Consider the following 23,315-nt stretch of genomic DNA (forward strand, 5'->3'; position numbering starts at 1 on the left):
TCCATCGCTCATAAGCATGCTTGCAGAGTGCAGAAATGTGCTTCATGTCAGAAATGAGCTTGATTCTAATTTCTCTAAATATAGATTTTACAAAAATCTTTCTTCCTTTCTTTTTAGGAGTATGAGGTTTTAGTAAGATTTGCGCTTTTAGGCGCTTAGCGCCTAAAACTTGTTTGCCAGATTTTTGACGCCGGATGGCGTTTGCTGCCTCTTTTCTTCTTATAAGTGAAACAATGCGTTTGTTAATACTATTTACGTTTTCAGCAGTTGGGTTTTTAATAAATAGGCCAATCCACTGATTGGGATATATTTTTAACTCGTGCTTCTCTATGGCCTTAGAGCGCATCCGTTCTGTAATCAGCCTGTCCTGTCTATCCGTCACTGAGCGGCATGGAAGAGATTCAATCATGGGTAGTTGAATCCAAGGATGCCAAGAACTCATGCAGTCATTCAGTGAAGTTGCCCTTGTAGCCTTGTCCCAAGAACTCACTCCTGGATAGTCCTCAATTTTTGCAGTTAGGTCATCGTTTGACGGATTGGTATAGAGGTAAACAATTTCATTGATGGCATCTATTAGGGTGGGAATTTCATATGCAGTGACTTTAGTCCACAAGCTTAAATGCTCCAGCCCCAAAAGGCGTTTTATTGAATCGGTTATCTGTTTCTCTATCTGGCCATAAAACATCTTGCAGGCATCGGAATCCTTAGCCGTTACAATCAGGTGCACATGGCTGCCCTCAAAGAGGTGGTGATTAACTATAACCTTGTCATCCCTCTGCACACGAGCGAGTATCCCTTCAAGGATTAGGCGCATATACATTGTGCAACAAAACGGCAAGCCGCTACGTGCGCGAAATACTATATGGTATAAAGTATTAGATTTTATCCAACGCCGGGCCCGAGGCATATTTGTTTACTTCTTATCTTAGGCAAATGTTTAAACCTCAATCGTTTGAATCATTATCGGCTAAATAATCCTTCGTGTGCAGAAAACACAAAAAAAGTCTAAACTGAGCATCGGTGGTTTAAGCGCGTTAAAGTAAGGCGTAGTTGCAATGCACCAGCTGGTAATGGGGCTGGAGGTAGGGGTCATGAGGGGGCTTGGGCAGGTCTTGCTGAAGGGGTTGGAGCATTGCAAATCCCTCAGGTCATTGTCCTTAGTAGTCAATATCAAACTCAATGTAACTGATTGAGTCTGCTCACAGCTGGTTTTTTAGTTGTTTGCGAATTTCTTGGATCTGATTGATCTTTTGCCCGACAAAATTGTCGAGGGCTTGGAGGAGAAATGGCTCTAGATCTATGTCTTGGGTTCCAAAGTTGCTTATTAGCATATCGTAAAAATGTTTTCCTTGGTCACTTAGGTTTATCGTGACTTTGTTAGAGGAAAAGCGGTCGTCTAGCAAATCCCGCACTAGCGCCGATAGAGAGAGCTCTCTCTCTATTAACGTCTTATATTGGTCCTCGCGAATAGTAATGCTAATTCGATGAAAGGGAACCCTACCGCCAGGTGATGTCGCAGCCGAAATCGCTTGCTTCTTTTGCTGTTTGGTTTTTGGCTTTCTAGTCTGGTTAGTCATTGATTTTAAGTCTCATCGATTGGACACTGCGCCTCAATACTCCAAAATGTCTTTTTATCGCATATTAGGATGAAAAATGACATCAGGAGGTTGCAAATATCTGAGTAATATGCTAGATTATTACGTAATGACAGATTATGCGCCATTATGCATATTTCGGCGCATAATTGATTACGGCTGGGAGGTTTTGGGAACTGGGGTGGAAAGCGGGGATGTTGTGGAAATATTTAAGGTCATCGGTAGGTTATTATTGAAGGGAGATAGCAATGAAAAAGCAAGGAGTTAAGAGCGGCTTTTTATGTCACCAGAGAGCTGCTTATGGGAAGCTCAGCCTAGGAGTCTTTAAAAACACTTTGGCATTAGCGGCCATTATGCTGAGCCATGGTCCGATTGCGTGGGCGACGACCTGTGAGTTTAATGGACGTGTAGTGCCTTGCGATCAAATGCCAGTCTGGTTTATCCCAACTATGCTAGGCTTCTTTGGGTTAATGTTTCTCTTGTTTGGCTTCTGGTTGTGGATGTTTATTCATTGTTTGACCACTCCAATTGAGGATAAGTTGCTATGGGGAGTGGTGATTCTCTTTGCGGGCCCCCTAGGTGCCATCCTTTACTACTTCATAGTAAAACGGCGGCATTAAAAATGGCAATAGATAAAAAGCTGTAACCCCGTTACTTTGTTTCTCAACTGTTTGCAAAATTCATTTTTGCAAATGGCATTGCTTAACACTTTTAGGAGGAGAGAATAGATGCTTTGCCCTAGCTGTGGAACTGACGTTGGCGATTCACTAAGGCTCTGTCATGGCTGTAAGAATAATCAGGCACCTGTCCTGGAAGCTCAGTCTAGTGCAATTTTCCATCCCCGGAATCGGAGAGCAGGTGCTTATTATTCTGGGCGAAACGCCTCTATGGAACCCGCAGGTTTTTGGCTGCGCTTCTTTGCATTGCTAATCGACAGCATGCTAATGGGGATAATCTCTTGGGTAATCTGTGACTTGCTCCTGAGGAACATATTTAAGTGGAGCTTGCATGCTGACCTTGAGGCTCTTATTAGCGAATGGTTAGGAGCATTGACTAACGGCTCCTCATCCGGACTCCCTGGTGCGTCTGGCTTAATGGAGCTGATACTAGTGGGAATGTTGCTGCGACTTATGGTTTTAGCAGTCATTCAAGCATTTACGCTAGTCACTATAGGACTACTCTACTTTCCGGCATTTGAAAGTTCAAAACTCGCCGCTACTCCGGGCAAGTGGGCTTTGGGGTTAAGAGTAACGAACCTAGAGGATCAGCCAGTCTCATTCTCCTCAGCAGTAACCCGCCATCTCTCTAAAGTAATATCCTTCTTCTCGTTTGGTATCGGTTTTCTCATGGTTGGATTTACTGCGCAAAAACAGGCTCTGCATGACATCCTGGCCAAGTGTCTAGTGCAAAAAGACCCCCTAGTCAGTTCCGAGCGTAGATTTTTTGCCGCAATTGCCTCCGCGATCTTCTTTGTGCTGTGGATTTATCTATCGCCTGACTCAAAAAGTAACCGCACTGTCGCTATTAGAAAAAGTAGCAGTGCGCATCAATGGGGCTCCATGGATCGGCGATTTAAACGTCAGGACTCCTATTTTGTTAGGTAACTGCAAGAACGATAGTCTAAAAATGGTAAGCGTTACACTTAATAGTCAAGTTACTAGGATTTTGAGGTAGTGGTATCTTTTGCTATATGCGAACATGCGTGACATCAAGTACTTAGTCAGCTATTGTTAATATTTATTGAGAGTAAGGAGTATGCTCTGTCCACGGTGTGGAATTTCAGTTGGAGATGTGCCTCAGCTTTGTCCAAAGTGTAAACCTATTGAAGAGGAGAGCAGAGCAGTCAGGGAGTTTGCGCGGCGACAAGAGCAAATAAAGGCTCGGAAGGAGGAGTCACGGAGGAATTTGTTGAGATTGATTGGAGGGGGAGTGGTTTTGACGTGTGGTCTCTTTCTCGCTGCTAAAGTTGCGCTCACTAAAAGAGAAATTCCTCACATTGAGCTACATGCTAAGGCGGGTGTTCAGCGAGAAATATGTCCCTATAGCGAGTATTGTGTGGTTATGTATCTTACGCCTTGGTGTCCTTCGTGTCAGGGAGTGGGAACTGAGGTTAAGGAAATCAGCGAATATCTATCTCGCTCACCAAAGATCGATTTTGAACTTGTATTGGGAATAAGCGATCTTAATGGTTTAAATGCGTTTGCTAAGCGGTTCAATGTCGAGCCTTTGTTCGATCCGGACGGAAGTCTCTATCGCGCAGCAGGAGTAAGTGGTGTGCCGGCTTTGTTTTCAGTCAATAGGCAAAGACAAGTGTTGGGCTATGCAAGACCCTGGCATACGGGGAGCGTGGAACAGCGCATGAAGGCTCTGCTCGATGAGCTCAACTTGTCCTTTTAGTGACGACTGGTTATTATGCTCGAAATGGCCGTTTGCCCTCATGGCTGTTAAATTTAAATTGGCGGGTCAGTAAATTGCTTAGTGTGATCATACGAGGCGGCTGTTGAATATTTTCGTTGTCTCAGTATATAATTCACCCATGTCGACGAACAAAAACAACATTCGACGCTTTCTTGGAGCGTTTTACCTGCTAGCCTCTATGCTAGCGGTTCTCCATTTTCTCGAAGTTAGTGGTGAGTCGGATACTCGCTCCCACCACCACTAGCAGTGTGCTGTTTGTAAATTCACTAGTGGCAGTTCGGCGAGCTTGGTTTCCAAGGCTGCCGAGGCTCTATTGCCTATAATCACTGTCGAGAATAGCTTCTTGCAGTATGTTTCGCTTCTTACCTCCACAGTTCATATAAACATTTTTTTGCGAGGCCCTCCGGGTTATTTTTGCTAGGTATTGCCGCGCTCGGTTAAGCTGAAATTCTGCTCTCTAAGCACTACCTAGGCGGAGTCGTTGTAGGCGCTCGAAACGAGATAAGCGAAATGCATTATTAATTTTAAGCATGGTGCCGGAAGGAGGCGACGAGCTAAAAAATCTTTTGGTTGGGCATCTATTATTCACTGAATGGCACGAGATTTCGAGTGTTTTTGTGATCTACTTAGTCGTTGCTGCTATTCACTGGATTTGTCGTCGTCAGTTTTTTGCCATTTCCTTTGGCGCTAGCGATTCGCGTGGTCTTGGTAACTCAAACGTGCGATGGTGGGATTTTTTGTTTTACTCGACTTTTGGGGTAGTAGTAACTAGCTCGGTAGAGATTGCTGGCGTTTTGTTGGTGTTTTCATTTCTTGTCGTTCCCGCAGTCTGTGGCGTTCTGTTGGCGGACTCGGCGAAAGGCAAGCTGATAGTTGGGTGGCTCTGCGGTTTTATCAGCAGCGTAGCTGGGGTTGTTGCTTCCTACGTATTTGATCTACCGACTGGCGCGACAGTCGTATGCGTATTTGGTGGATGTTTGCTCATTTGTTTATGTGTGCGTCGTAGGAAGACGTGCACATAAAATCTTAGGCTTAAGTCATAAGTGTTTATTTGCTCAATCCCTCCGGATTGTTCACTTCATCAATGCTAACCACGCGCGGAGGCGTTTGTAGAGCTTTCTTTATGTCTTCCGGCAGCTCTGGTGGCGGGCCTTCTAGTTGCGCTTGAAGATCAGCTGGTAATGGGGGAGGGGGAGACTCCAATTGCCTTCGCAAATCTTCCGGCAGTTCTGGTGGTGGAGCATTAAGTTGGGCTTGTAGGTCTGGTGGTAGTTCTGGCGGTGGGCTATTTAACGCCTTCTCCATTTCGGGAGGTAGCGGAACTAAAGTGGGACGTTCCGCTTGCAATTGTGGTTCTGAACTCGAAATCGCGCCTGTGCCGGCTTCGCCATTAACAAGCCGCGAAGGCTCGGCGTTTCCATAGGCTCCTAATCCATCAGATCGCTTGTCGCCATTAGCAGAAATGACATCCTTCGGCAGTATCGCCTCGCGCTTGTATGCAAAATACGCAAACGCAAGAAGCACAATGCCAGCGGTAATAATAATTTTAAATTCGTTAGTTTTTGGTTTTCCCATAAATAGCCCTCATGCGACATTGCTATTAAGAGTTCTATAGAACTAACATTCCTAAACTAAGCGTCAGCTCTTGACTAGCTAAGGAATACAAAAATCAGTAGTGCAGTGGACAAAAAATTGTTTCCTGTGGACTGTTTTTTTAAGCTCGATTAAGTATTACTATCCCACTTCCTAATTGGTTACAAGCGCCGAGTTTGGTAAGGAATTTTCGCGTTATAAAAAAATATGTGTTTGAATGCAGCATCTTTTTAACAGACTAGACCAATATTATTACTGGCGGCTCTTAGTTGTTATGCTCGCCTGTTATTTGTCTCATTTTCTAGCTGCATGCGTTTTCCCACCCGAGGACGTGTCGCCAAGCGTTATAGAGAGTCGCGAAATGCGCTTAATAAGCCACATAACCCGTGGGAAAAACAACGTTAGTGCAGGAAGGTTTGATGTTGCAGAGTTCGAGTTTCGCCAGGCTTTAGCGGTAGATAACGGCGTCTCAAGTGTTTATAATGATTTGGGTTATGTGCTTGGGGCGCAAAATCGGCTGGAGGAGGCTGAGGCTTACTTTCGAAGGGCGGTTCAACTTAAACCTGATTATGTCATTGCGCGAGAAAATTTGGCTCAAACTCTTTATAAGAGCGCTAAATTTGAGAGCGCATTAGAGCAGTATGTTGACCTGCTAGACATGAGTTCGCTCGCATCAAGCAAGTTCGCTCCAAATAGTGAGAATCACCAAGTTCAGGTACTTAGGCCAGCTGAAATTCACAGAAATATTTCTCTAGCTAACGTGGCGGTTGGCAAGTTCGATGAAGGGTACTGCCACTCAGTAAGGGCCGTCCAGAATGATTATTCAATTGAGCAGATTTCCGAGCACGCGAAGCTGTTATTGTCGATGAATAACTCAGCCGAGGCAGCGGAATTTTTAGGTGCCCCAATCCTGGCTCTTAGAGATAAAGTATCAGCTTCGCTAATGTTAGATTATGCGATAGCATTGTATGGAAAAGGCGACTATAATCTTTCGAAACAAGCCGCTTCAAAAATTCTTAGCCTGCATGTAATTGGCCGCTTTGAAAGGCTAAGTTCGAAGTTGTTGTTGCTGCTCATTGCGAGAAGGGAAAATTCCATGGGGACAACTGAGTTGCCCTCAGTTGATGTTGATGTTTTTGAGGAGGACAGAGAGAGTTTTTGTGGCGATGTAAAGTTTGTTGCAGCAGAGCATTGGCCTTTTGTCGTGGTCGAAGATTTTGAAAATTTATTAGCGAGTATTTGCGATGTCTAACGTTCAGCCAATTGATGAGCATGTCGTCCAAGGTTCCTCACTTAAGGTAGTTAGTTCGCATAGACATAGTGGAAGGGTGCCGCCTCACTCTCTTGACGCCGAGCAATCTGTTTTAGGTGCGGTACTTTTAGATAATGAGGTTGTTAATGCGGCCATTGAACTACTGGAGCCAGAGGATTTCTACCAGCGCGCACACAAGATACTGTTTCAGGTTATGCTCGAGCTTGCAGAGCGCCAGGAACCAATTGACATCGTAACTTTGACTGAATCTTTGCGCATGTCCGCCTTGCTCGATTCTATCGGTGGAATCGAATATCTGTCTAAACTAGTAGATGTGGTCCCAACATCGGCTAATGTTGAATATTATGCGCGTATAGTAAAAGAGATGTCGTTAAGACGTAAAGTTATCTCGGCGTCGTCAGAGATAGCCACCGCTGCGTATGGTGAGGTTAGCGACGTCGACGATTTTTTGGACGAGGCTGAGCAAAAGATCTTCGCCGTGTCAGAATCTCGCGTAAAGAGCGGCTTTGTTCGAGTAAGTGACATTGTCAAGGAATCGATAAAGCAGGTTGAGCAGCGCTACGTTAGTAAGGAGGCTTTAACTGGGGTTGCGTCGGGGTTTGCGGAACTAGATAAGTTGACCAGTGGATTTCAAGAATCCGATCTAATAATTATTGCTGGCCGCCCTAGTATGGGAAAAACATCGTTAGCGCTTTCGATCGCGCAGCACATTGCAATAGAACAGGCAAAAACAGTTGCGCTGTTTTCGCTCGAAATGTCGAAACAACAAATAACCACGAGGCTCCTGTGTTCAGAGGCGCGAGTTAGTAGTTCGCGCGTTAGGAGCGGGAAACTCGGTGAGAGCGATTTTCCAAGATTGGTGGACGCAGCTTCGGAAATCACCAATGCTAATATTTTTATCGACGACACTGCGGCAATCTCGGCTTTGGAGATGCGGGCTAAGGCTCGTAGATTGTATCGCCAGAATCCATTTGCGGTAATGATTATCGATTATTTGCAGCTAATGCGCGTTACTAATAAGCGCACCGAACGGCGTGAGCAGGAGATAGCCATTATTTCAGCTTCCTTAAAGAGTTTGGCTAAGGAGCTAAACGTTCCAATAATTGCTCTCTCTCAGCTAAACCGTAGTGTAGAGGGCAGGCAGGACAAGAGACCTTTAATGTCAGATTTGCGCGAATCGGGAGCTATCGAACAGGATGCTGATATAATAGCGTTTGTTTACAGAGATGAAGTGTATCATCCAGACACACAGGATAAGGGCGTTGCGGAACTCATAATAGCAAAACACCGCAATGGCCCGATTGGCACTGTGCGCCTGGCGTTTATTGGGGAATACACGATCTTTGAAAATCTTGCCGAGGATGCCGACTACGATTATTTGGGCGAGGATTTGGATTTGCCTTTGGACGTGTCTTAAAAAAAACTATGTCGAGGGACGGCAGTTTCTTGGAGGCTTTCCTTGTTTCTAGTCGTTTCTAATCGCGCCAAATAGTCTCTGAGGTTGACAAATCAATCCAGCGATCTACGCCTTTCCATCCATCGGACGTGCCGTATAAACCAAAATCAGCTAAATGCGTCTCTACCCCAGCACAATGAGCTGTATGTATGGCGTAAGTAATTTCTCGGCTCGGACATACGAGCACGGCGATTTTTTTTACACTCTGTGCTTCCTCGTCCGGTATAGGCTCTTCTGCAACGGTATTTCCGTTTACTACCTTGCTTATGCCAACATAGTTCTCTTGAGAAAAACCTTCTTGTAGTAACGAGCTTCTATTTAGACTAAACGACATCAAATCGGTTGCAATGTGGACGTCCATAGAAACCTGCCGCTTAACACCTTTAGGTGGCAGGCGCTTGACTATGACCTCTAATCCAGCTCGCTCAACTGCCTCGAGGAAGGCAAACTGTCGCGCATCGTCTTCGTATGGAACTAATGTGTAATATCTTGCGATTTCCGGAGTTAGGCCGCCACATAAACCTTCCACTAATCGGGATAGATCTATTTTCTTATCGAGTCGCCGCGTGGCGCGATCCAGGTTAATGCCGTTGATAAACAAACTCAAGCGGCGCTTAGTCCTTCGTTTTACCACACCTTTTCGCAATTCGGCGAACTGTCCTTTTGTCATTGAAGTAGTCTTTATGTAATTTTGAGTCGTTTTGCTCTACCGTTTAAGGTTATGCCAAGCAGCTGCTAGAGTGTATACATTTAGTTATTTTGTTAGTTTATAGAGCGTATAAGTCTATAAATATCCAGCAAATGCCGCTTTCCACGCCAACAGACGCAGCTATCTAACTTTTAGTAGGCGTTTTTGACGCGCCGCCCAAAAAACGAAAGAAAGACAGAAAGGGCGCCGTCCCGCTCACTTTACTACTATTGTTGCACCAATAGGAATCATATAATAAATCGATGATAGATCGTTGCGCTTTATTCGCATTCCGCCTACATCGCTGTCCCAAAGCGATGCCGAATGTATGGCAAATGTTGTCGACGCATATATCACGTGTTCACCCAAAGCTCCTTTCCTGTATCGCGTGTGATCTTCGGCGGCTGGCACAGATTGCCGCCTCTTGAGAAAGTAGCTATCTGGCGCATACCACAAGGGATTCCTTTGCTTGTGTTGAAGTGCATATACCCCTGGCTCTAAATCAATCTGGCCATCGCCAGCAATTCTTTTTACGATCTCGCTACCGCGATAGAGCGTAAGTGTTTTAGCCTCCGCTGAAATTTCTATCCACACTTCGTTGTCCGCGGGCAAAAAAGCAGCAACCGGCGGAATGTAGCTCACGAAAGCTCCATAAGAAAGAGAACTACTCGGAGTAGGCGCAGTCGACGCAAATGCACTATTCACTTGTCCAATTTTCGCATTGTCCGAACTAATTTTAATAGGCACGCGCTTGCTGATAATCAAGGTGCCGCTTCTATCATATTTCTGTCCAGCGAAACCAATTGATGACAAAGAAAGCCTATCTGTTATTGCATCTTGCAAAGACATTGACGAGCAGGCGTTAAGCAACGACACAGACAACAATAAAATTAGCGCCAAAAATCTCTGCCAACAAATCCTCATAATAATTACCTCAATTCTTCCATCGGATAATGAAGATTACACAATCTGATGAAGCAAAAATATATTACAAACACATAGAAAATTATAATAGTTAATGTACTTTCGGCAACAAATATAATGGAGTGTCCTCATCTTTTATTATTTATTACGCACATAAGTTATGTGATTGCTAGGAAATAATGCCTAGGGCTTGTCTCCAAACCGCAAATGAAAGTAATATCCCCACTTGAAGAGCGCAGTGAGATATCTGATTGATAACTAGTAGGGGGTGTGGAGTGAGTTGTGGGTAAAAGTGATCTAAGGAGAAAACGAGATGATTTTTTGTAACAAGTCTATGCTTCTTAAGCGAATCTCTTTAGCGACAGGCCTTTTAGTCGCATTGGGTTGTTTAGGTGGATGTTCTGTTTCGGCACTTTCAGAAAGTACCAGGAGTTTTAGCTTCTCGCCAGCATCGATCTTCGCGTGGCGCACTGCCAGTGTTGAGCGTGTAGAAGAGCGAAGCGATGGTGACGCCAGAGGCTCACGGCGGAATTTGCCATTAATAGGAGATATGCACGTAGTTGAGAACGCCCAAGTCAAGCGGTTTACGCGCCACTATGCTTCAACAGGAAGGCGGTTTACCGAGCAAGCACTTGCTCGAAGGCGAACGTATAACAAATTGTTGGAAAATATTTTTGATAGCTATGGTTTGCCCACGGAATTGGTAAATGTAGCTTTTGTCGAAAGCGGATATGTTAATGGTGCTCGGAGTGGGAGTGGCGCGGTCGGAATGTGGCAATTTACTAAGGCAACTGCTAGGAAATATGGCCTGATGGTGAATGTGTTTAGGGATGAGCGAAAGGATTTTATCAAGTCCACTCACGCCGCGGCGCGACATTTTATATACCTCTACGATCTCTTCGACGACTGGTACTTGGCTATTGCTGCCTATAATGCCGGTGAGGGGCGCGTGCGGGAAGCTATTAAAGTAGCCGGGACGCGAGATTTTTTTGAGCTCGCAAAAACTGATCTCCTGCGGCATGAGACAAAAGAATTTGTTCCGAAGGTATTAGCTGCTACGAAAATCAGTCAGTCACCGCGAGCTTATGGTTTCCAGTTGTCGTAGACACTAGGGCACGTTTGGAGCTTGATAGATGGCTGGTGTAGCTATGCGTGTTGGTTGTGGTTTTGACGTGCATGCCTTGTGCGAGGGGAGGAAGTTAGTTTTAGGTGGCGTTGAGATTCCTCATGATAGGGGTTTGCTTGGCCATTCAGATGCTGACTGCCTACTGCACGCCATTATCGATGCTCTTCTCGGGGCGCTAGCTTTGGGAGACATTGGCACATGGTTCCCTGATAGTGACGAGCGGTACAAGGACATAGCTAGTACTGATCTTTTTAATGCAGTATGGAAACACGTTAGTGAGCTCGGCTGGGAAATAGTCAACTGCGACACTGTTGTCATGGCTGAAAAGCCGAAGTTAAAACCCCACGTAGAAAGTATAAGACTCTCGCTAGCAAAATTATTCAGTTGTGCCGTAGAGCAAGTCTCTGTAAAAGCAACAACCTTTGAAAAACTTGGCTTCGTAGGTCAAGAGAAAGGGATTTCTGCCCAAGCTATAGTTCTTCTTAATAAGAGCACCTGAGTAGTTGCTTTTCTGTAACCTAGATGGCCTGTCTGAAATAAAATGCAACATTTTAGTTGTATTTCGCGATAATATCTCGCAACGTCAATGTTGTTAATGATGCGGTTTTCAGAAAGTAAGTTAAATCTTCTACTTTTTGGAAAGGCTATGACGGTTCAATCACGAACGCTTGTTTTTAGGACATCGAGGGAAACATGAGAGGGACTTTTGCTAAACTAAATTATTTCGCCTGGGTGATGTGCACCTGGATTGTAATGGCAGCAGTTGCCGAATTCGGCGCTGTTTTTTTTATGGTCAACAGTGCCTTTGCATTAGACGCAGACGGGGATGGTTATGAAAACATAACTGAGGTTGCTGACGGCACCGATCCGAACGATCCTGGAAGCTTTAAAGGTGTCTTGAACAGTCCAGCATATGCCCCTTGGAATGGGTTTCTAGATCAGCGTAATATTCTCGAAATAGTCAATACGGGCTCCAGCGATGTTCGAGTACATCTCACTATATTTGATATACATGGGAACAAAGGTGTTGAATTTAATTTGCCAATTCTTGCTCCTAGTCAGCAGTTTGACACTATTTTAAACGATCTTAGACCAGGGTTCAGTGCTGATTCATTCGGAATGGTCAAGATAGACTTTGAGGGCTCAGTTGCCGGCCGAGTTTCTTACTACAGGGATGGGATAGGTGGCGGATTTGAATTCGCGTATGCCCTGCCGGTATCTGAACCAATACGAGGGGCAAGTTCAGTTGGTTTTAACACCTTTCAACCTAGCGCGGCGGGTTGGGAAATTCAGAATGGCGTTGCTAACTGGCATACGTTAATAAATTTAGAAAATGTGCCTAAACAATACGAAGTCATAATGCACGATCAGGAAGGCAAAGAAGTTGCGCGCAACACAGTTCAGGTTACTGGTTTTGGCAGAATTGATTTAGATGGCGGACATAATACACTTGGCCATTCTAAGGTAGGACTAATCCGTATTGTTCCCGCGGATAAGCATGCTGCTTATATCTCATATGTAACGCGCTTTGGGCATGACGCGCCATTTGGTCTCGCCTCCCTGACATATAGTTTTGCATTTCCCATAATGGCCCGTGCGGGCAATGGACGTCCATTGCATATCACGCTGTCGAATCGAGGGGGTAGTCAGAATTGGGTTGAGGTTTTAAATGCTAGCGATGAAACCGTTTCGCCTCAGGTGATTTTCTATAACAGTGCAGGACAAGCAGTCTACAATGAGACGATCTATCTTCCCCCATTTGGTCAGCAGCACTTAAATGCTAGCAAATTTCTTGCACCAGAAGATACTGGCTTTGCTACTATCCTACCTTCTCACGCAAATTCTATTATTGCCCAAAGTATGTTGTACTTTAGGTTCGATGACGGAAGTATTTCGGCCATGTATGGAACTTCTTCGCGCGAGGCCTTTGGCGCAGCAATTACTGCTTCTTACAACTTGTTTTTAAATATGAATAACTTTGCATATTTGAGCAATACATCTTCGGAGGATATTAATGCGCTAATCACAGTAACAACCGGTCAAAGCTCTCATGTGGAACCGATCTTAATCGGAAAGCACCAAACTAAAACCCTCGCTCTGCATGATATGCAACACTACAACACAGTCCCCGATAGTTATGGCGTTGTTACAATAGATGCTCCTTCCTCGTCTCAACTCATAGCAGAAATCATCAGAGTTCGTGATGGAGACTTTGCGTTTCCAACCGCAGCTGAACATGCTGGACGCGCAACTGGAATTCACCTGTGCGACAGTTATGTCGGGCCATATCCAGAAGAACTTATTTACTTTCCAGAAGTCAAAGATGGAGTTGGTTATGACTTAGATCCTAAGACAATTTGTGGGACATGGCTGCAGCTCGTTAGTGATTTAAACGCATCTGCACTGTATTCCTTCTACGGAGACGGCACTTACTCAGTTGAGTATGAATATTTAGTGGCCAAAGTAAACCATATGGATATTTGCAATGCCGAACGAGCTGGGAGATCTGCTCGTGATACAGGATACTGGTTTTCTAGCGACAATTCTATCGAGATTCTGTCGACGTATACCTATATATCGGACACTTGTCCTAAGGATCAAGATCCACAGGTTGAAGAATATACTACGCCGGAACTATGGCAGTCTGAGGCCTACCGCGTCGACGTAGTCAGTTTATTCTCAGATGCTCACCAGCTCCAGTATCAAAGTGACATTATAAATCCAGGCATCGCGATGGTTGGCTCTTTTCCGCCAAGGTGGCGAGCTCTCTTGGACTACGAGCCGCTTATTGTCTTACAGCGATACGATGCTAAGCAAGAATAATGTTGCAAGTATTTTGCCTCAGTCGTGGCAAAATACAGCAAGCAGAGATTATTAATCAGTGCAGGATCAGTATATTATTAGAGCGGTTTTGGGGAAGCAGCCTAAAGACCTACTTCGCGAAATTCCATCAGACTTAATCTTAGAGAAAAGGAATTTTGACCGTAGTAAAAATCAAGTATTGCCCTGGGAGAGACTCGAACTCTCACGCCTTGCGACACACGGCCCTCAACCGTGCCTGTCTACCAGTTCCAGCACCAGGGCTTAAAATTATCTAATTTGTCGTCTCGCTGCTCGGGAGGCCATCGTCGCCCTCTGCTTGCTCTCCATCTCCCGCCCCTACTGCCGGCTCGTTAGCAACCTGCTCTGGTAGAACCGGAGCCGCTTCGCTAGGAGCCTCTGCACTAGCCTCTAAAGGTTTATCGAGAGCTGCATCCTCGGTCGGCTTATCGGTCTGCTCAGCATTCTCCATCTGTGCCGGTGCTGTCGAGGTATCTGTAACGCCGCTCGTAAGCGGTGGACTGTCCGGAGCTTGCGGCGCTTCAATGTTTTTAAAAATCTCGCCCTCGCCAGCAGTGCTACGCTTGGAAAGCACAGCCAATGTTACGGAAGTAACCATGAATAGGATAGCCGTACAGGTCGTAATGCGTGTCAATATATTTCCAGCACCACTTGCTCCAAAAAATGTTTGTCCACCTCCGCCAAAAGCTGCTCCAGCTTCAGCTCCTTTTCCACGCTGCAATAAAACTATGCCTATGAGTATTATACAGGCAATGATGTGTACTATAGAAATAAGTGTATCGCTCAAGATCCTAATCCTTCAATGGTTTAACCAGCCGCTTTTGCATTAATTATTAACTGAAAAAGCCCATTGGGATCAAGACTTGCACCTCCAACAAGCGCCCCGTCTATGTTTTTTTGCGCACATAACTCGCCAATATTGGCCGGGTTAGTCGAGCCACCATAGACAATGGGTATCTCTTTGCTGAGGTCTTCGCCAAAAATGCCCTTAAGCAGCTTGCGAATATGAGTATGAACCGATGTTGCTATCTCAGGCGTTGCCGCTAACCCAGTTCCAATTGCCCAGACCGGTTCGTAAGCAACGACGAGGTATTGAGTAAGGTTTCTCAAAGTAGAAAAATCCTTAAAGGCCGCCTCTATCTGTCGCTCAATTACATTAGCGGTAACTTTAGCCTTGAACTGCTCCGCAGATTCGCCCACGCAAACTACGGCAGTTAAACAATTTTCAACCGCTGCAAGTGTGCGCCTGGCGACAACTTCGTCAGTCTCGCCATAATACTGCCTTCGTTCTGAATGCCCAATAATGCAAAACTTTGCGCGGGCCTCCTCAAGCATCTTTGCCGAAATTTCACCAGTATGCGCCCCAGTGTTTAGCCAATGGACATTCTGCGCGCCAAGATGGACGATTTGCGACAAGTCTTCCGAACTTTCAATTGCCTCGCGCACGACATCCAAGCTCGTATATGGTGGGGCAATCCCAATATATGTCTCCGAGAAATCGATTTTGCGAGCGTCGAAGAGGTCAAAAAATTGTTTCATGAATATGCTCGCTTGCGCGCGAAGCATATTCATTTTCCAATTCGCTAGAATGTGCAATTTCATAATTACCCAAACAGTATGGCGGCTACGTCGTTCATTCGGTGCGAGAAGCCAATTTCATTGTCATACCAAGCTAAAATCTTTACCATCCTGCCGCCTATGACCATTGTAGACTCGATGTCGACTATCGCCGACTTCGGACAACCGTTAAAATCACAACTTACCAAGGGTTTGTCAGAAATGGCTAGGATCTGGGAAAGTTTGCCTCTTGCGGCCTCAACGAGCGCACTCTTGACTTCCGCCAGGGTAACGTCTTTTTGCGTTTCGCAGACAAAGTCTACCAGTGACACGTTCGGAGTAGGTACTCTAATTGCCAATCCATCTAACTTGCCCTTTAGCTCCGGAATTACTAGCGACATTGCCTTGGCTGCTCCAGTTGTAGTTGGAATCATAGACAATGCCGCAGCTCGCGCTCGTCTCAAATCCGCATGCGGCAAGTCTAGAATCTGCTGGTCATTGGTGTAGGAATGAATGGTTGTCATCATTCCACGCTCGATGCCGAAATTGTCCAGCACGATTTTGGCAACGGGTGCTAGACAATTTGTGGTGCAGGAACCATTAGAAATAACTTGATGTGTCTGCGGCTCGTAATTCTCGTGGTTTACTCCATACACAACTGTGATGTCAGGATCTGGGGAGGGGGCAGATATTAGTACTTTCTTTGCACCAGCATCTATGTGAGCAGACACCTCCTTTTTCGTGCGAAAAATTCCAGTGCACTCGTATACGACGTCTATGCCTAATTTAGCCCAGGGTAAGTTCTGTGGATTTCGTTCCGACAATACTTTAATTGTCTTGTCGCCCACTACTATGCTATCGGCGCTTGCCTCGACTGGAAGTGGCAGAGTGCCGTGTACTGAGTCGTACTTTAGTAAATGCGCAAGAGTCTTAGTGTCAGTTAAATCGTTAACAGCCACGATCTCGATTTTGCTATTGCTGGGTAAGCTGCGCAAAACATTTCGGCCTATCCTCCCAAAACCATTTATGGCTACTCTTATGCTCATCTTCTAACTCCTCGCTGCTAGTTGCTAATTACACTGAGTAAAACAAAATCAATCTCCAAGCTCATTTTTCATTAACGGAAAAATAACGCAAACGACGTATTGTAAGCACTTGGGACTTGCGTTAGTCTTTTTTTAATAATGCACAAAACTACCTACTGGGCGCGTTATGCCAAGCTGCATTTAGGCATAGCACACGGGTTGGTACTTTAATTGTGCAAAAAAAATCTTAGCGGCTCAATTAGCATAGCCTTAAAGATTAACCAAAGAATTTCTGCTGATAGTCTACGGCAGCGCGGTTAGCAGAGAAGAAGAAGTTAGTAATTAATTTACTACAAGATAACTACGATATTATTAGAAAAGACTAGTGAATATGGCTGGCATGTATTGGATTGGAGTATTTCCGCAGTTAGTTGCGGAAAATGCTGTGAAAGATTTGGAACTTCCATCGGTCGCTACAGGGGCGATGGTGCATGAAAGTTCTATAATAGATTTAGTCTTAAGTGCTGGTCCTGTAGTAAAGCTCGTTCTTCTTTTGTTGGCCATCATGTCCGTAGTCACATGGGGGATCGTTTTTGCTAAATGCCTAGAAATTCGCAGGGCTAAGAGCCAGAGCGATAAGTTCTCAGATGTCTTTTGGGGGAGTCGCAATTTATCGCAGGTGAATGATTCCTGTGCTCGACTGAAAGCGAGCCCCGTTGCGACTGTTTTTGTGGCTGGACATAAGGAGCTCACTCAGGTCTTGCGGCAGCTCGAATCGCGCAGTGAAAAGGGGGATTTTAGAGAGCTGGAGAATTTGGATCGGGCGCTAAAGCGCGCGAAGGCCGAGGAGGTTACGCGACTAGAGAAGGGAACTACTTTTCTTGCTACAACTGCGTCTGCCGCGCCGTTTATTGGTCTTTTCGGAACGGTGTGGGGAATTATGAACGCATTCAGAGGCTTAAGTATGTTAAAGAGTTCGTCCATTCAGGCGGTTGCGCCTGGTATCTCGGAAGCTTTGATTGCTACCGCGATTGGTTTAGCTGCAGCGATACCGGCGGCTATCGCCTATAATTATTTCATGCAGCAAGTGCGCTTGTTGTCGCGCAACATGGACATGTTCTCTGCTGAATTTCTAAACATGGCACGAAGATATTTTCTCACCTAGGAGCCTACTGAAAGATGGCATTTGACGAGCCAGGGCAAGATAGCGGCGCACTCTCGCAGATTAACGTCACTCCCTTGGTGGATGTGATGTTGGTAATGCTAGTCATTTTTATGGTTGCCGCACCCATTCTGCAGCAGGGTGTTGAATTGGAGCTTCCGCGAGAGACTATTGCGCCTATCGAGGGTGAGGGGGAACAGCTAGTTGTTTCTATAGATGCAAAAGGTTTGGTTTATATCGGTGCTGGCAATTTGGTTGAGGTTGCTAAGTTAGGGAAACGCGTAGGTGCGATTATTAAGGACAGAGCTGATAAGCGCGTTTTTATTCGCGCTGACAAAAAAGTAGCCTATGGACATGTAATGGAAGTAATGGGCGAAATCCGCAGGGCCGGGATAGAGAAGGTAGGTCTAGTAACAGAGCCTGGGTAGAAATATTATTTTGTGGAACGGTCATATAGAGATGATGTGCATGCCACGGAAGTGGCTCGAGGTAGGCTGTTTAAGCGCCGTAGCAATCCCGTTCTGTTTCCATTGGGGCTAGCGCTCTCTTGTATTGGACATCTGTTGGCAGTCTTTATTGCCATCCTCATGATAGAAAGTAGCGATGCGAAGGCCCTGCGTCGGCAAGAGGTTTTTACCGTATCTCTCGAGGGCGGGAAGTCAATTGGTGGGATCTCTCACGTAAGTGATGAGAAGGAAAAAAGTAAAGTTGCGCCTCCGGTTGTAGATAGCTCTCCTGTAGATAAGACTAGTCGTGAAGAAAAGCGAGATTCGGTAGAGCCCGAAGATATAAAAAAAGTAGTCGAGCGAGATATTTCTCAACCGACAGTTGTAGAAGACCCGGAGAAAATTAAAGCACTTCAGGAGGCAGAGAAACAAAAAATTGAAGCCGAGAAAAAACGGCTTAAGCAGGAGAAGGAAGAGAAGGAGAAAAAACTTCGCGAAGAACGAGAGAAACAGGCCGAGGAGGAAAAGAAGCGCAAGCAAGAGGCGGAAAAGAAGCGACAAGAAGATGAGCTAAAAAAGAAACTTCAGGAGGAGGAGAGAAAGCGCCAGGAAGAAGAGAGGAAGAAGGAGCAAGAAAAAAGGGCGCGACGCGAGCGCGAGGATAAGCTAAAAAAGGCCATCGAAAAATCAGCAAGTCGTTATAAGGGCAATTCAGCTGACGCGGGTGGCAGCGGCATCGGTGCGGCTAAAATTGGCGGTAACGATAGAGGAGGCGGAACGCTTGCAAGCGTTGAGTTCATTAGATATCGAAACGCACTCGAGGCTCACATCAAGGGGGGATGGCATTGGCTAGCCGGGACTGAGCGCCTGAGCGCGCAGGTTTCGGTAGCGATTTTACCCGACGGCGTTATTCAAAATGCCGAGATTTTGCAGAGTTCTGGGCGATCTGGTTTTGATGAATCGGTGTTGCGAGCTGTGTATAAGGCTTCGCCAGTTCCCGCGCCACCGGCAAGCTTGCGCGATAAGTTTAGGGAGGTGCGCATTGTGTTCGATTCTCACGAATAGCGTCCTTGATTATGTCGTTAGGGTATTACTAATTAGGTTGGCAAGTTACATGGAAAAATTTCGTTATTTACCTTTACGTGTTTCGCTCAGTTGGGGCAGGTTATTTTTGGCGGTTTTCTTCCTTTTGTCTTTATTAAGCGGAGGCAGTGCGTTTGCTCAGACCGATTTAAGAATTACTGGGCCGCAGGCTGGGTTCCCCATTGCAGTGCCGCAGCTCTGCAATGCAGGCGAAGCAGATGATCAGTCAGTGAGCATCTCGGAGACGATTGGCAGAAACTTGCAGCTCACTGGGATTTTTAAGGTCATGAATCCTGGCTCTTTTGTGGAAAGTCCTGGAAGGTGCATAGAACCTGACAACATAGTCTTTTCGGATTGGTCAGTAATAGGCGCCGAAGGCTTGGTTCGAGGTGAGGTGAGTGTTTTAAGAGAACCTCAACCAGTTTTGCAAGTTAAGCTATACCTCTATGATGTGCTTCGGAAACAAATGGTCCTAGGCAAACAGTATCGCGGCGAAGCAAAAGACAGCAGGCGAATTGCTCATAAGTTTTCTAACGAGATAATGAAATATTTTACGGGAGAGAGCGGTGTGTTTGGCTCAAGGATAGCCTATATCTCGCGCGTTGGGCGTTTTAAGGAACTCTTTGTGATGGATCTAGATGGCTCAAATGTCCGCCAATATACAAGGGATCGGGGATTAGTTCTTTCGCCGGCCTGGTCGCCAAGTGGAGATAGAATTGTTTATACTTCGTATAAGACGCGTGAGCCGGAGCTTTATATTGTATCGAGCGACGGGGCATCCCAGAGGAGAATCACACAGGCAAAAGGCATGGAGCTAGGGGCGGAGTTTTCTCCTGACGGGGGCGCGCTTGTCGCCTCGTCCACATACGAAGGTAGTTCGGATTTGGTGCTTTTTGATCTAAGGGGATCTTTGATTCGAACGCTCACAAAGAGAAGCGGGGTTATCAATGTATCACCTAGCTATTCTCCAGACGGCGGCCAAATCGCCTTTTGCTCCAATAGAGCTGGTAGCCCGCAGATTTACGTCATGCCGGTAGACGGTGGGGATGGTTCGGCACGTCGTATTAGTTATGCCGACAGCAACTACTGCACATCTCCTAGCTGGTCGCCTCGAGGTGATTATGTGGCCTTTGTGTGCCGCTCTGGTGGTAATCAACTGTTCATAGCGTCGCCAGATGGGAACAATACAGTGCAGCTGACTTATGCTGGAAATAATGAGGATCCGAGCTGGTCGCCAGATGGTCGACTTATAGCGTATAGCACCACCGTGCGAGGACCTAACAGCAGCATTGCCATTATATCGCTCCGCGGTGGTAGTCCGACGATACTAGGTTCTGCCCGCTCGTCCGATAGTCAGCCTACATGGTCACCTATTCTTGAGTGAGTCTGTAGATATTTGTTTCGCGTAAAAAATCAAGCTTGCACAAAAATATCGCTAGATATAAGCCTAATAAAATTATATATAGGGCGTAGCCAAATTTGATGAGTATGCTAGCGGAAGCTGAGAAGTAGATTGTGGCACGGTCAGTTTTCAGAGGCTATTGTCAGTACAGCAACTAGCGAGCGGTCACGGTTTGCTAGTTTTGACAAGAGCGAATGCCAAAAAATTTCTTGTTGGGAAGCGTTTGTCATTCGCTATTGGTGTTGTGAGTGAGTTATGCCGTTTGTTAAAAGTGTTTTGGCAACGCGGTGTATAAATTTTGTTTAATATTATTGGTGTGATTTTTTTTAATGACGACATGGCAGTGTGAAAATGCCTTAGGAGGGATTGATGCGAGTATTTAGATTTTTGTCGACAGGGATATTATTGGTGTCAGTAGCTGCGTGCTCCAAGACTGGTAAGGGAGGAGTTGGTGGTGCTGACGGTTCAGGTATGGGAGATGGCAACATCCCATTAGCTGAGGCAGGTAAAGAGTTAGGCGACGTCAATTTTGATTTTGACTCCTCGTCCTTGGATGATAGTGCCCAGGGGGTTTTGAGCTCCAATGCTCGATGGTTACACGACAATCCAAATGTCCAGGTCGTTGTAGAGGGACATTGCGATGAGAGAGGAACTGCTGAGTACAACATGGCGTTAGGTGAGCGACGAGCTCATTCTGTGAAGGAGTATTTGAACTCGTTGGGCGTTAAATCCGATCGCTTAAGCACAATTAGTTATGGCGAGGAGTTGCCTCTTGACTCGGGTCACGACGAAGGTGCTTGGGCAAAAAATAGGCGGGCTCACTTTGCAATGAAGTAGGTGCGTTGCGTATTCTGTGGTTGCCGAGTGGCGTGGCAAGTTGTTCCACGCAGTCTGCCACGGATAGATAAAACAAGAGTTAGTAGCAAGGCGAACGTGGGCGACGTAGGAAGTTTAGGTATGCGTCGTAGCGTTCGCCGCAGTTGTTTAAGAGGAGCAGTGCGTTAGCAATGATGCGGGATAGAGCAGTGGTTCTGTCGATGTTTTTTTTCTGCCTGGGCTGTGCCTCTGGAAATAAGGTTCAGCTGTTAGAGGCAGACATTGCTGATTTGCGAGAGATACAGGCTCGACAGATAGCGAGTATCGGCGAGCTAAAATCTGAAGTGCGCCTTATGAAGGGCATGGTAGAGGAACTTGCGCATGTTTCTAGCAATAAGACCAAGGAACTTGAGCAAACCATTAAGAGATTTGGGACGAGAGTGCCTCCGCCTCAGGGCGTTCCGGCGCAACTTTTAGCCGAGGATGAGGAGCAGATTGCTAGCGTTGCTGGAGGTCAGGCAGACGCTTTTAAGAAGGCTCTTGCGTTACTGAGAACTGGAGATTACGAAGCGGCACGTAGCTCGTTTCAGTCTTTTGTGGAGGCAAATCCAGATACTACTTATTCCGATAACGCTTTGTTTTGGGTCGGTATATGCCAAGAGAACTTAGGGCAATACGATCGCGCGATAGTATCGTATAGCGATGTGTTTCAGATATATCCAGCAGAGAACCGAGTCCCCGAGGCTTTGTTTCGGCTAGGCGAGTCTTTTGCAAAAATAAATTCTGTAGATGAAGCTATTCTCACCATGCAGAAGCTAGTCGAAGAACATCCGAAGAGCGCGGTTGCTTCAAAAGCCAAACAGCGAATTCAGGAGCTTCGGAGAAGACAGCGCAGTTGATGTTCGCAGAATATTAGATGCGTTTTGTTAGAGATGCAAAAACTTTTTCTTCCTTGCCCGCTTTCCGGGAGCCAATAGTAAATGATTCGATAGTCGGTGTTTGTATTGGAAATTTCGATGGGTTTCATCGTGGCCATCAGCAATTATTTCGCACATTAGAGGACAGTCTTTCTAGTCTAACACGAGCTCAGGGCAAACTTCCGCTTAAGGTTCTCTTGACCTTTGAGCCACATCCCAAGCGAGTTATTTCAGAACTATCCATAGGCGAAACATTAAGTCGGCCGGAGTATTGGAGATTGACATCGATTCGCAAAAAAATTGAACTTGCTAGTGAATTTGGGTTTGACTATTTTTTTGCCGCTAGGTTTAGCAGGGGTTTTTCACAACTCGCACCTAAAACTTTTGTCGAGCGCATACTGCGTAATCCCCTTAGCCCAAAAATCGTCGTTGTGGGAGAAGATTGGTCATTTGGCAAGAATCGCGGAGGGAACGTGGAATTATTGTCGAATATGGGCCTAGAAATGGGTTTCCAAGTGCTGGCAGTTTCGCCAGTGCTTTGGGAGGGCAAGAAGATAAGTTCCACTATGGTAAAAGATGCCTTAGGCGCAGGCGATTTAAAAAGAGTGAGAGTGCTTCTGGGGAGGAATTTTAGCCTTAGTGGTAAAGTTAGGAAGGGAACTGCTCGTGGAAGAAAGCTCGGGTTTAGGACAGCCAACATGCGCTTTTACTGCCAGGTTCTGCCGCGCGATGGCGTTTATGCAACATATGCCGAACTAGATGGTGAGAAAATTCCATCAGTGAGCAACGTGGGCGTGAGGCCGACATTTGGGGCAGGAGAGCGCTTGGTAGAAACACATCTTTTGATAGATGGCGGAAGGGAACTCCTGTCTAAGAATATCAGTGTTGAGTTTGTCGAAAGGATTCGCGATGAAATTTGCTTTCCTAGTGAGGATCAGTTGCGCGCACAAATAGAAAAAGATGTTAAACGTGCGAGAGATGTTTTGTCTTAAG

Annotated in this window: 26 protein-coding genes and 1 tRNA gene; 18 read left to right on the forward strand and 9 right to left on the reverse strand. The window is 45.9% G+C overall.

Annotated features, from left to right (window positions below):
• Positions 1 to 781, reverse strand: a 781-nt coding sequence (locus IT291_00440) for a hypothetical protein (GenBank protein MCC6219689.1), incomplete at its 3' end; no start/stop codon positions are given.
• Positions 782 to 1,055: 274 nt separating this feature from the next.
• On the opposite strand from IT291_00440, the gene IT291_00445 reads away from it, so the two are divergent.
• Positions 1,056 to 1,193: a hypothetical protein gene (locus tag IT291_00445; GenBank protein ID MCC6219690.1), complete on the forward strand. Its 138-nt coding sequence runs from the start codon at positions 1,056 to 1,058 to the stop codon at positions 1,191 to 1,193.
• 6 nt (positions 1,194 to 1,199) lie between these two features.
• On the opposite strand, the gene IT291_00450 is transcribed toward IT291_00445, so the two are convergent.
• A complete protein-coding gene (locus IT291_00450; GenBank protein ID MCC6219691.1) occupies positions 1,200 to 1,577 on the reverse strand; it encodes a hypothetical protein in 378 nt (125 codons plus the stop codon).
• A gap of 76 nt (positions 1,578 to 1,653) precedes the next feature.
• Here IT291_00450 and IT291_00455 point away from each other — a divergent pair, with 76 nt between their 5' ends.
• From IT291_00455 to IT291_00475, 5 genes are all read left to right on the forward strand, one after another.
• Positions 1,654 to 1,863, forward strand: coding sequence for a hypothetical protein (locus tag IT291_00455; protein MCC6219692.1), 210 nt, complete (start codon positions 1,654 to 1,656; stop codon positions 1,861 to 1,863).
• Positions 1,864 to 2,020: 157 nt separating this feature from the next.
• Positions 2,021 to 2,215, forward strand: coding sequence for a PLDc N-terminal domain-containing protein (locus IT291_00460; protein MCC6219693.1), 195 nt, complete (start codon positions 2,021 to 2,023; stop codon positions 2,213 to 2,215).
• Between the two features lie 108 nt (positions 2,216 to 2,323).
• A complete protein-coding gene (locus IT291_00465; protein ID MCC6219694.1) occupies positions 2,324 to 3,199 on the forward strand; it encodes an RDD family protein in 876 nt (291 codons plus the stop codon).
• 151 nt (positions 3,200 to 3,350) lie between these two features.
• A complete protein-coding gene (locus IT291_00470; protein ID MCC6219695.1) occupies positions 3,351 to 3,992 on the forward strand; it encodes a hypothetical protein in 642 nt (213 codons plus the stop codon).
• Positions 3,993 to 4,543: 551 nt separating this feature from the next.
• Complete coding sequence (locus IT291_00475; protein ID MCC6219696.1) at positions 4,544 to 5,035, forward strand: metal ABC transporter permease; 492 nt, start codon at positions 4,544 to 4,546, stop codon at positions 5,033 to 5,035.
• 25 nt (positions 5,036 to 5,060) lie between these two features.
• On the opposite strand, the gene IT291_00480 is transcribed toward IT291_00475, so the two are convergent.
• On the reverse strand, positions 5,061 to 5,588 hold the full coding sequence (locus IT291_00480; protein ID MCC6219697.1) for a hypothetical protein: 528 nt from the start codon (positions 5,586 to 5,588) through the stop codon (positions 5,061 to 5,063).
• Between the two features lie 292 nt (positions 5,589 to 5,880).
• Here IT291_00480 and IT291_00485 point away from each other — a divergent pair, with 292 nt between their 5' ends.
• Positions 5,881 to 6,858: a tetratricopeptide repeat protein gene (locus IT291_00485; protein MCC6219698.1), complete on the forward strand. Its 978-nt coding sequence runs from the start codon at positions 5,881 to 5,883 to the stop codon at positions 6,856 to 6,858.
• On the forward strand, positions 6,851 to 8,296 hold the full coding sequence (gene dnaB, locus IT291_00490) for a replicative DNA helicase (GenBank protein MCC6219699.1): 1,446 nt from the start codon (positions 6,851 to 6,853) through the stop codon (positions 8,294 to 8,296). The genes IT291_00485 and dnaB overlap by 8 nt, the downstream gene beginning before the upstream one ends.
• A gap of 58 nt (positions 8,297 to 8,354) precedes the next feature.
• On the opposite strand, the gene IT291_00495 is transcribed toward dnaB, so the two are convergent.
• Entirely contained in the window at positions 8,355 to 9,005 is a 651-nt protein-coding gene (locus IT291_00495) for an NYN domain-containing protein (protein ID MCC6219700.1), read from the reverse strand.
• A gap of 234 nt (positions 9,006 to 9,239) precedes the next feature.
• Positions 9,240 to 9,947 (reverse strand): L,D-transpeptidase, encoded by a 708-nt coding sequence (locus IT291_00500; protein MCC6219701.1) that lies wholly within the window; start codon positions 9,945 to 9,947, stop codon positions 9,240 to 9,242.
• A 313-nt stretch (positions 9,948 to 10,260) separates the two neighbouring features.
• On the opposite strand from IT291_00500, the gene IT291_00505 reads away from it, so the two are divergent.
• The 3 genes from IT291_00505 (at position 10,261) to IT291_00515 (ending at position 13,896) form a co-directional block, all read left to right on the forward strand.
• Entirely contained in the window at positions 10,261 to 11,052 is a 792-nt protein-coding gene (locus IT291_00505; protein ID MCC6219702.1) for a lytic transglycosylase domain-containing protein, read from the forward strand.
• 43 nt (positions 11,053 to 11,095) lie between these two features.
• Positions 11,096 to 11,572: a 2-C-methyl-D-erythritol 2,4-cyclodiphosphate synthase gene (locus tag IT291_00510; GenBank protein ID MCC6219703.1), complete on the forward strand. Its 477-nt coding sequence runs from the start codon at positions 11,096 to 11,098 to the stop codon at positions 11,570 to 11,572.
• A 194-nt stretch (positions 11,573 to 11,766) separates the two neighbouring features.
• Positions 11,767 to 13,896, forward strand: coding sequence for a hypothetical protein (locus tag IT291_00515; protein ID MCC6219704.1), 2,130 nt, complete (start codon positions 11,767 to 11,769; stop codon positions 13,894 to 13,896).
• Between the two features lie 179 nt (positions 13,897 to 14,075).
• Here IT291_00515 and IT291_00520 read toward each other — a convergent pair.
• From IT291_00520 to gap, 4 genes are all read right to left on the reverse strand, one after another.
• A tRNA-Leu gene (locus tag IT291_00520) sits at positions 14,076 to 14,157 on the reverse strand.
• Positions 14,158 to 14,167: 10 nt separating this feature from the next.
• On the reverse strand, positions 14,168 to 14,701 hold the full coding sequence (secG, locus tag IT291_00525) for a preprotein translocase subunit SecG (protein ID MCC6219705.1): 534 nt from the start codon (positions 14,699 to 14,701) through the stop codon (positions 14,168 to 14,170).
• Positions 14,702 to 14,721: 20 nt separating this feature from the next.
• Complete coding sequence (locus tag IT291_00530) at positions 14,722 to 15,516, reverse strand: triose-phosphate isomerase (GenBank protein ID MCC6219706.1); 795 nt, start codon at positions 15,514 to 15,516, stop codon at positions 14,722 to 14,724.
• A 2-nt stretch (positions 15,517 to 15,518) separates the two neighbouring features.
• Positions 15,519 to 16,517 (reverse strand): type I glyceraldehyde-3-phosphate dehydrogenase, encoded by a 999-nt coding sequence (gene gap, locus IT291_00535; GenBank protein MCC6219707.1) that lies wholly within the window; start codon positions 16,515 to 16,517, stop codon positions 15,519 to 15,521.
• Between the two features lie 463 nt (positions 16,518 to 16,980).
• Here gap and tolQ point away from each other — a divergent pair, with 463 nt between their 5' ends.
• The 7 genes from tolQ to ribF all read left to right on the forward strand — a co-directional run bounded on the left by tolQ (position 16,981) and on the right by ribF (position 23,314).
• Complete coding sequence (gene tolQ, locus IT291_00540) at positions 16,981 to 17,661, forward strand: protein TolQ (GenBank protein ID MCC6219708.1); 681 nt, start codon at positions 16,981 to 16,983, stop codon at positions 17,659 to 17,661.
• A gap of 14 nt (positions 17,662 to 17,675) precedes the next feature.
• Positions 17,676 to 18,086: a protein TolR gene (tolR, locus tag IT291_00545; protein ID MCC6219709.1), complete on the forward strand. Its 411-nt coding sequence runs from the start codon at positions 17,676 to 17,678 to the stop codon at positions 18,084 to 18,086.
• Between the two features lie 12 nt (positions 18,087 to 18,098).
• Positions 18,099 to 19,169 (forward strand): cell envelope integrity protein TolA, encoded by a 1,071-nt coding sequence (gene tolA / locus IT291_00550; protein ID MCC6219710.1) that lies wholly within the window; start codon positions 18,099 to 18,101, stop codon positions 19,167 to 19,169.
• Between the two features lie 124 nt (positions 19,170 to 19,293).
• Positions 19,294 to 20,571 (forward strand): PD40 domain-containing protein, encoded by a 1,278-nt coding sequence (locus IT291_00555; GenBank protein ID MCC6219711.1) that lies wholly within the window; start codon positions 19,294 to 19,296, stop codon positions 20,569 to 20,571.
• A gap of 387 nt (positions 20,572 to 20,958) precedes the next feature.
• Positions 20,959 to 21,426: a peptidoglycan-associated lipoprotein Pal gene (gene pal, locus IT291_00560; protein ID MCC6219712.1), complete on the forward strand. Its 468-nt coding sequence runs from the start codon at positions 20,959 to 20,961 to the stop codon at positions 21,424 to 21,426.
• Between the two features lie 170 nt (positions 21,427 to 21,596).
• On the forward strand, positions 21,597 to 22,304 hold the full coding sequence (gene ybgF / locus IT291_00565; protein MCC6219713.1) for a tol-pal system protein YbgF: 708 nt from the start codon (positions 21,597 to 21,599) through the stop codon (positions 22,302 to 22,304).
• Between the two features lie 17 nt (positions 22,305 to 22,321).
• The gene (gene ribF / locus IT291_00570; protein ID MCC6219714.1) at positions 22,322 to 23,314 is read left to right on the forward strand and encodes a riboflavin biosynthesis protein RibF; all 993 of its coding nucleotides are present in this window, start codon (positions 22,322 to 22,324) and stop codon (positions 23,312 to 23,314) included.
• Position 23,315 lies beyond the last annotated feature (1 nt).

This window comes from Deltaproteobacteria bacterium, assembly GCA_020845775.1.
Taxonomy (GTDB): Bacteria; Bdellovibrionota_C; UBA2361; order SZUA-149; family JADLFC01; genus JADLFC01.

Bases quoted from the DNA above. Each gene is read 5' to 3' on its own strand.
- IT291_00445 (MCC6219690.1), top strand. From the start codon at position 1,056: ATGCACCAGCTGGTAATGGGGCTGGAGGTAGGGGTCATGAGGGGGCTT.
- IT291_00450 (MCC6219691.1), bottom strand. From the start codon at position 1,577: ATGACTAACCAGACTAGAAAGCCAAAAACCAAACAGCAAAAGAAGCAA.
- IT291_00455 (MCC6219692.1), top strand. From the start codon at position 1,654: ATGACATCAGGAGGTTGCAAATATCTGAGTAATATGCTAGATTATTAC.
- IT291_00460 (MCC6219693.1), top strand. From the start codon at position 2,021: ATGCCAGTCTGGTTTATCCCAACTATGCTAGGCTTCTTTGGGTTAATG.
- IT291_00465 (MCC6219694.1), top strand. From the start codon at position 2,324: ATGCTTTGCCCTAGCTGTGGAACTGACGTTGGCGATTCACTAAGGCTC.
- IT291_00470 (MCC6219695.1), top strand. From the start codon at position 3,351: ATGCTCTGTCCACGGTGTGGAATTTCAGTTGGAGATGTGCCTCAGCTT.
- IT291_00475 (MCC6219696.1), top strand. From the start codon at position 4,544: ATGGTGCCGGAAGGAGGCGACGAGCTAAAAAATCTTTTGGTTGGGCAT.
- IT291_00480 (MCC6219697.1), bottom strand. From the start codon at position 5,588: ATGGGAAAACCAAAAACTAACGAATTTAAAATTATTATTACCGCTGGC.
- IT291_00485 (MCC6219698.1), top strand. From the start codon at position 5,881: ATGCTCGCCTGTTATTTGTCTCATTTTCTAGCTGCATGCGTTTTCCCA.
- dnaB (MCC6219699.1), top strand. From the start codon at position 6,851: ATGTCTAACGTTCAGCCAATTGATGAGCATGTCGTCCAAGGTTCCTCA.
- IT291_00495 (MCC6219700.1), bottom strand. From the start codon at position 9,005: ATGACAAAAGGACAGTTCGCCGAATTGCGAAAAGGTGTGGTAAAACGA.
- IT291_00500 (MCC6219701.1), bottom strand. From the start codon at position 9,947: ATGAGGATTTGTTGGCAGAGATTTTTGGCGCTAATTTTATTGTTGTCT.
- IT291_00505 (MCC6219702.1), top strand. From the start codon at position 10,261: ATGATTTTTTGTAACAAGTCTATGCTTCTTAAGCGAATCTCTTTAGCG.
- IT291_00510 (MCC6219703.1), top strand. From the start codon at position 11,096: ATGCGTGTTGGTTGTGGTTTTGACGTGCATGCCTTGTGCGAGGGGAGG.
- IT291_00515 (MCC6219704.1), top strand. From the start codon at position 11,767: ATGAGAGGGACTTTTGCTAAACTAAATTATTTCGCCTGGGTGATGTGC.
- IT291_00530 (MCC6219706.1), bottom strand. From the start codon at position 15,516: ATGAAATTGCACATTCTAGCGAATTGGAAAATGAATATGCTTCGCGCG.
- gap (MCC6219707.1), bottom strand. From the start codon at position 16,517: ATGAGCATAAGAGTAGCCATAAATGGTTTTGGGAGGATAGGCCGAAAT.
- tolQ (MCC6219708.1), top strand. From the start codon at position 16,981: ATGGTGCATGAAAGTTCTATAATAGATTTAGTCTTAAGTGCTGGTCCT.
- tolR (MCC6219709.1), top strand. From the start codon at position 17,676: ATGGCATTTGACGAGCCAGGGCAAGATAGCGGCGCACTCTCGCAGATT.
- pal (MCC6219712.1), top strand. From the start codon at position 20,959: ATGCGAGTATTTAGATTTTTGTCGACAGGGATATTATTGGTGTCAGTA.
- ybgF (MCC6219713.1), top strand. From the start codon at position 21,597: ATGATGCGGGATAGAGCAGTGGTTCTGTCGATGTTTTTTTTCTGCCTG.
- ribF (MCC6219714.1), top strand. From the start codon at position 22,322: ATGCGTTTTGTTAGAGATGCAAAAACTTTTTCTTCCTTGCCCGCTTTC.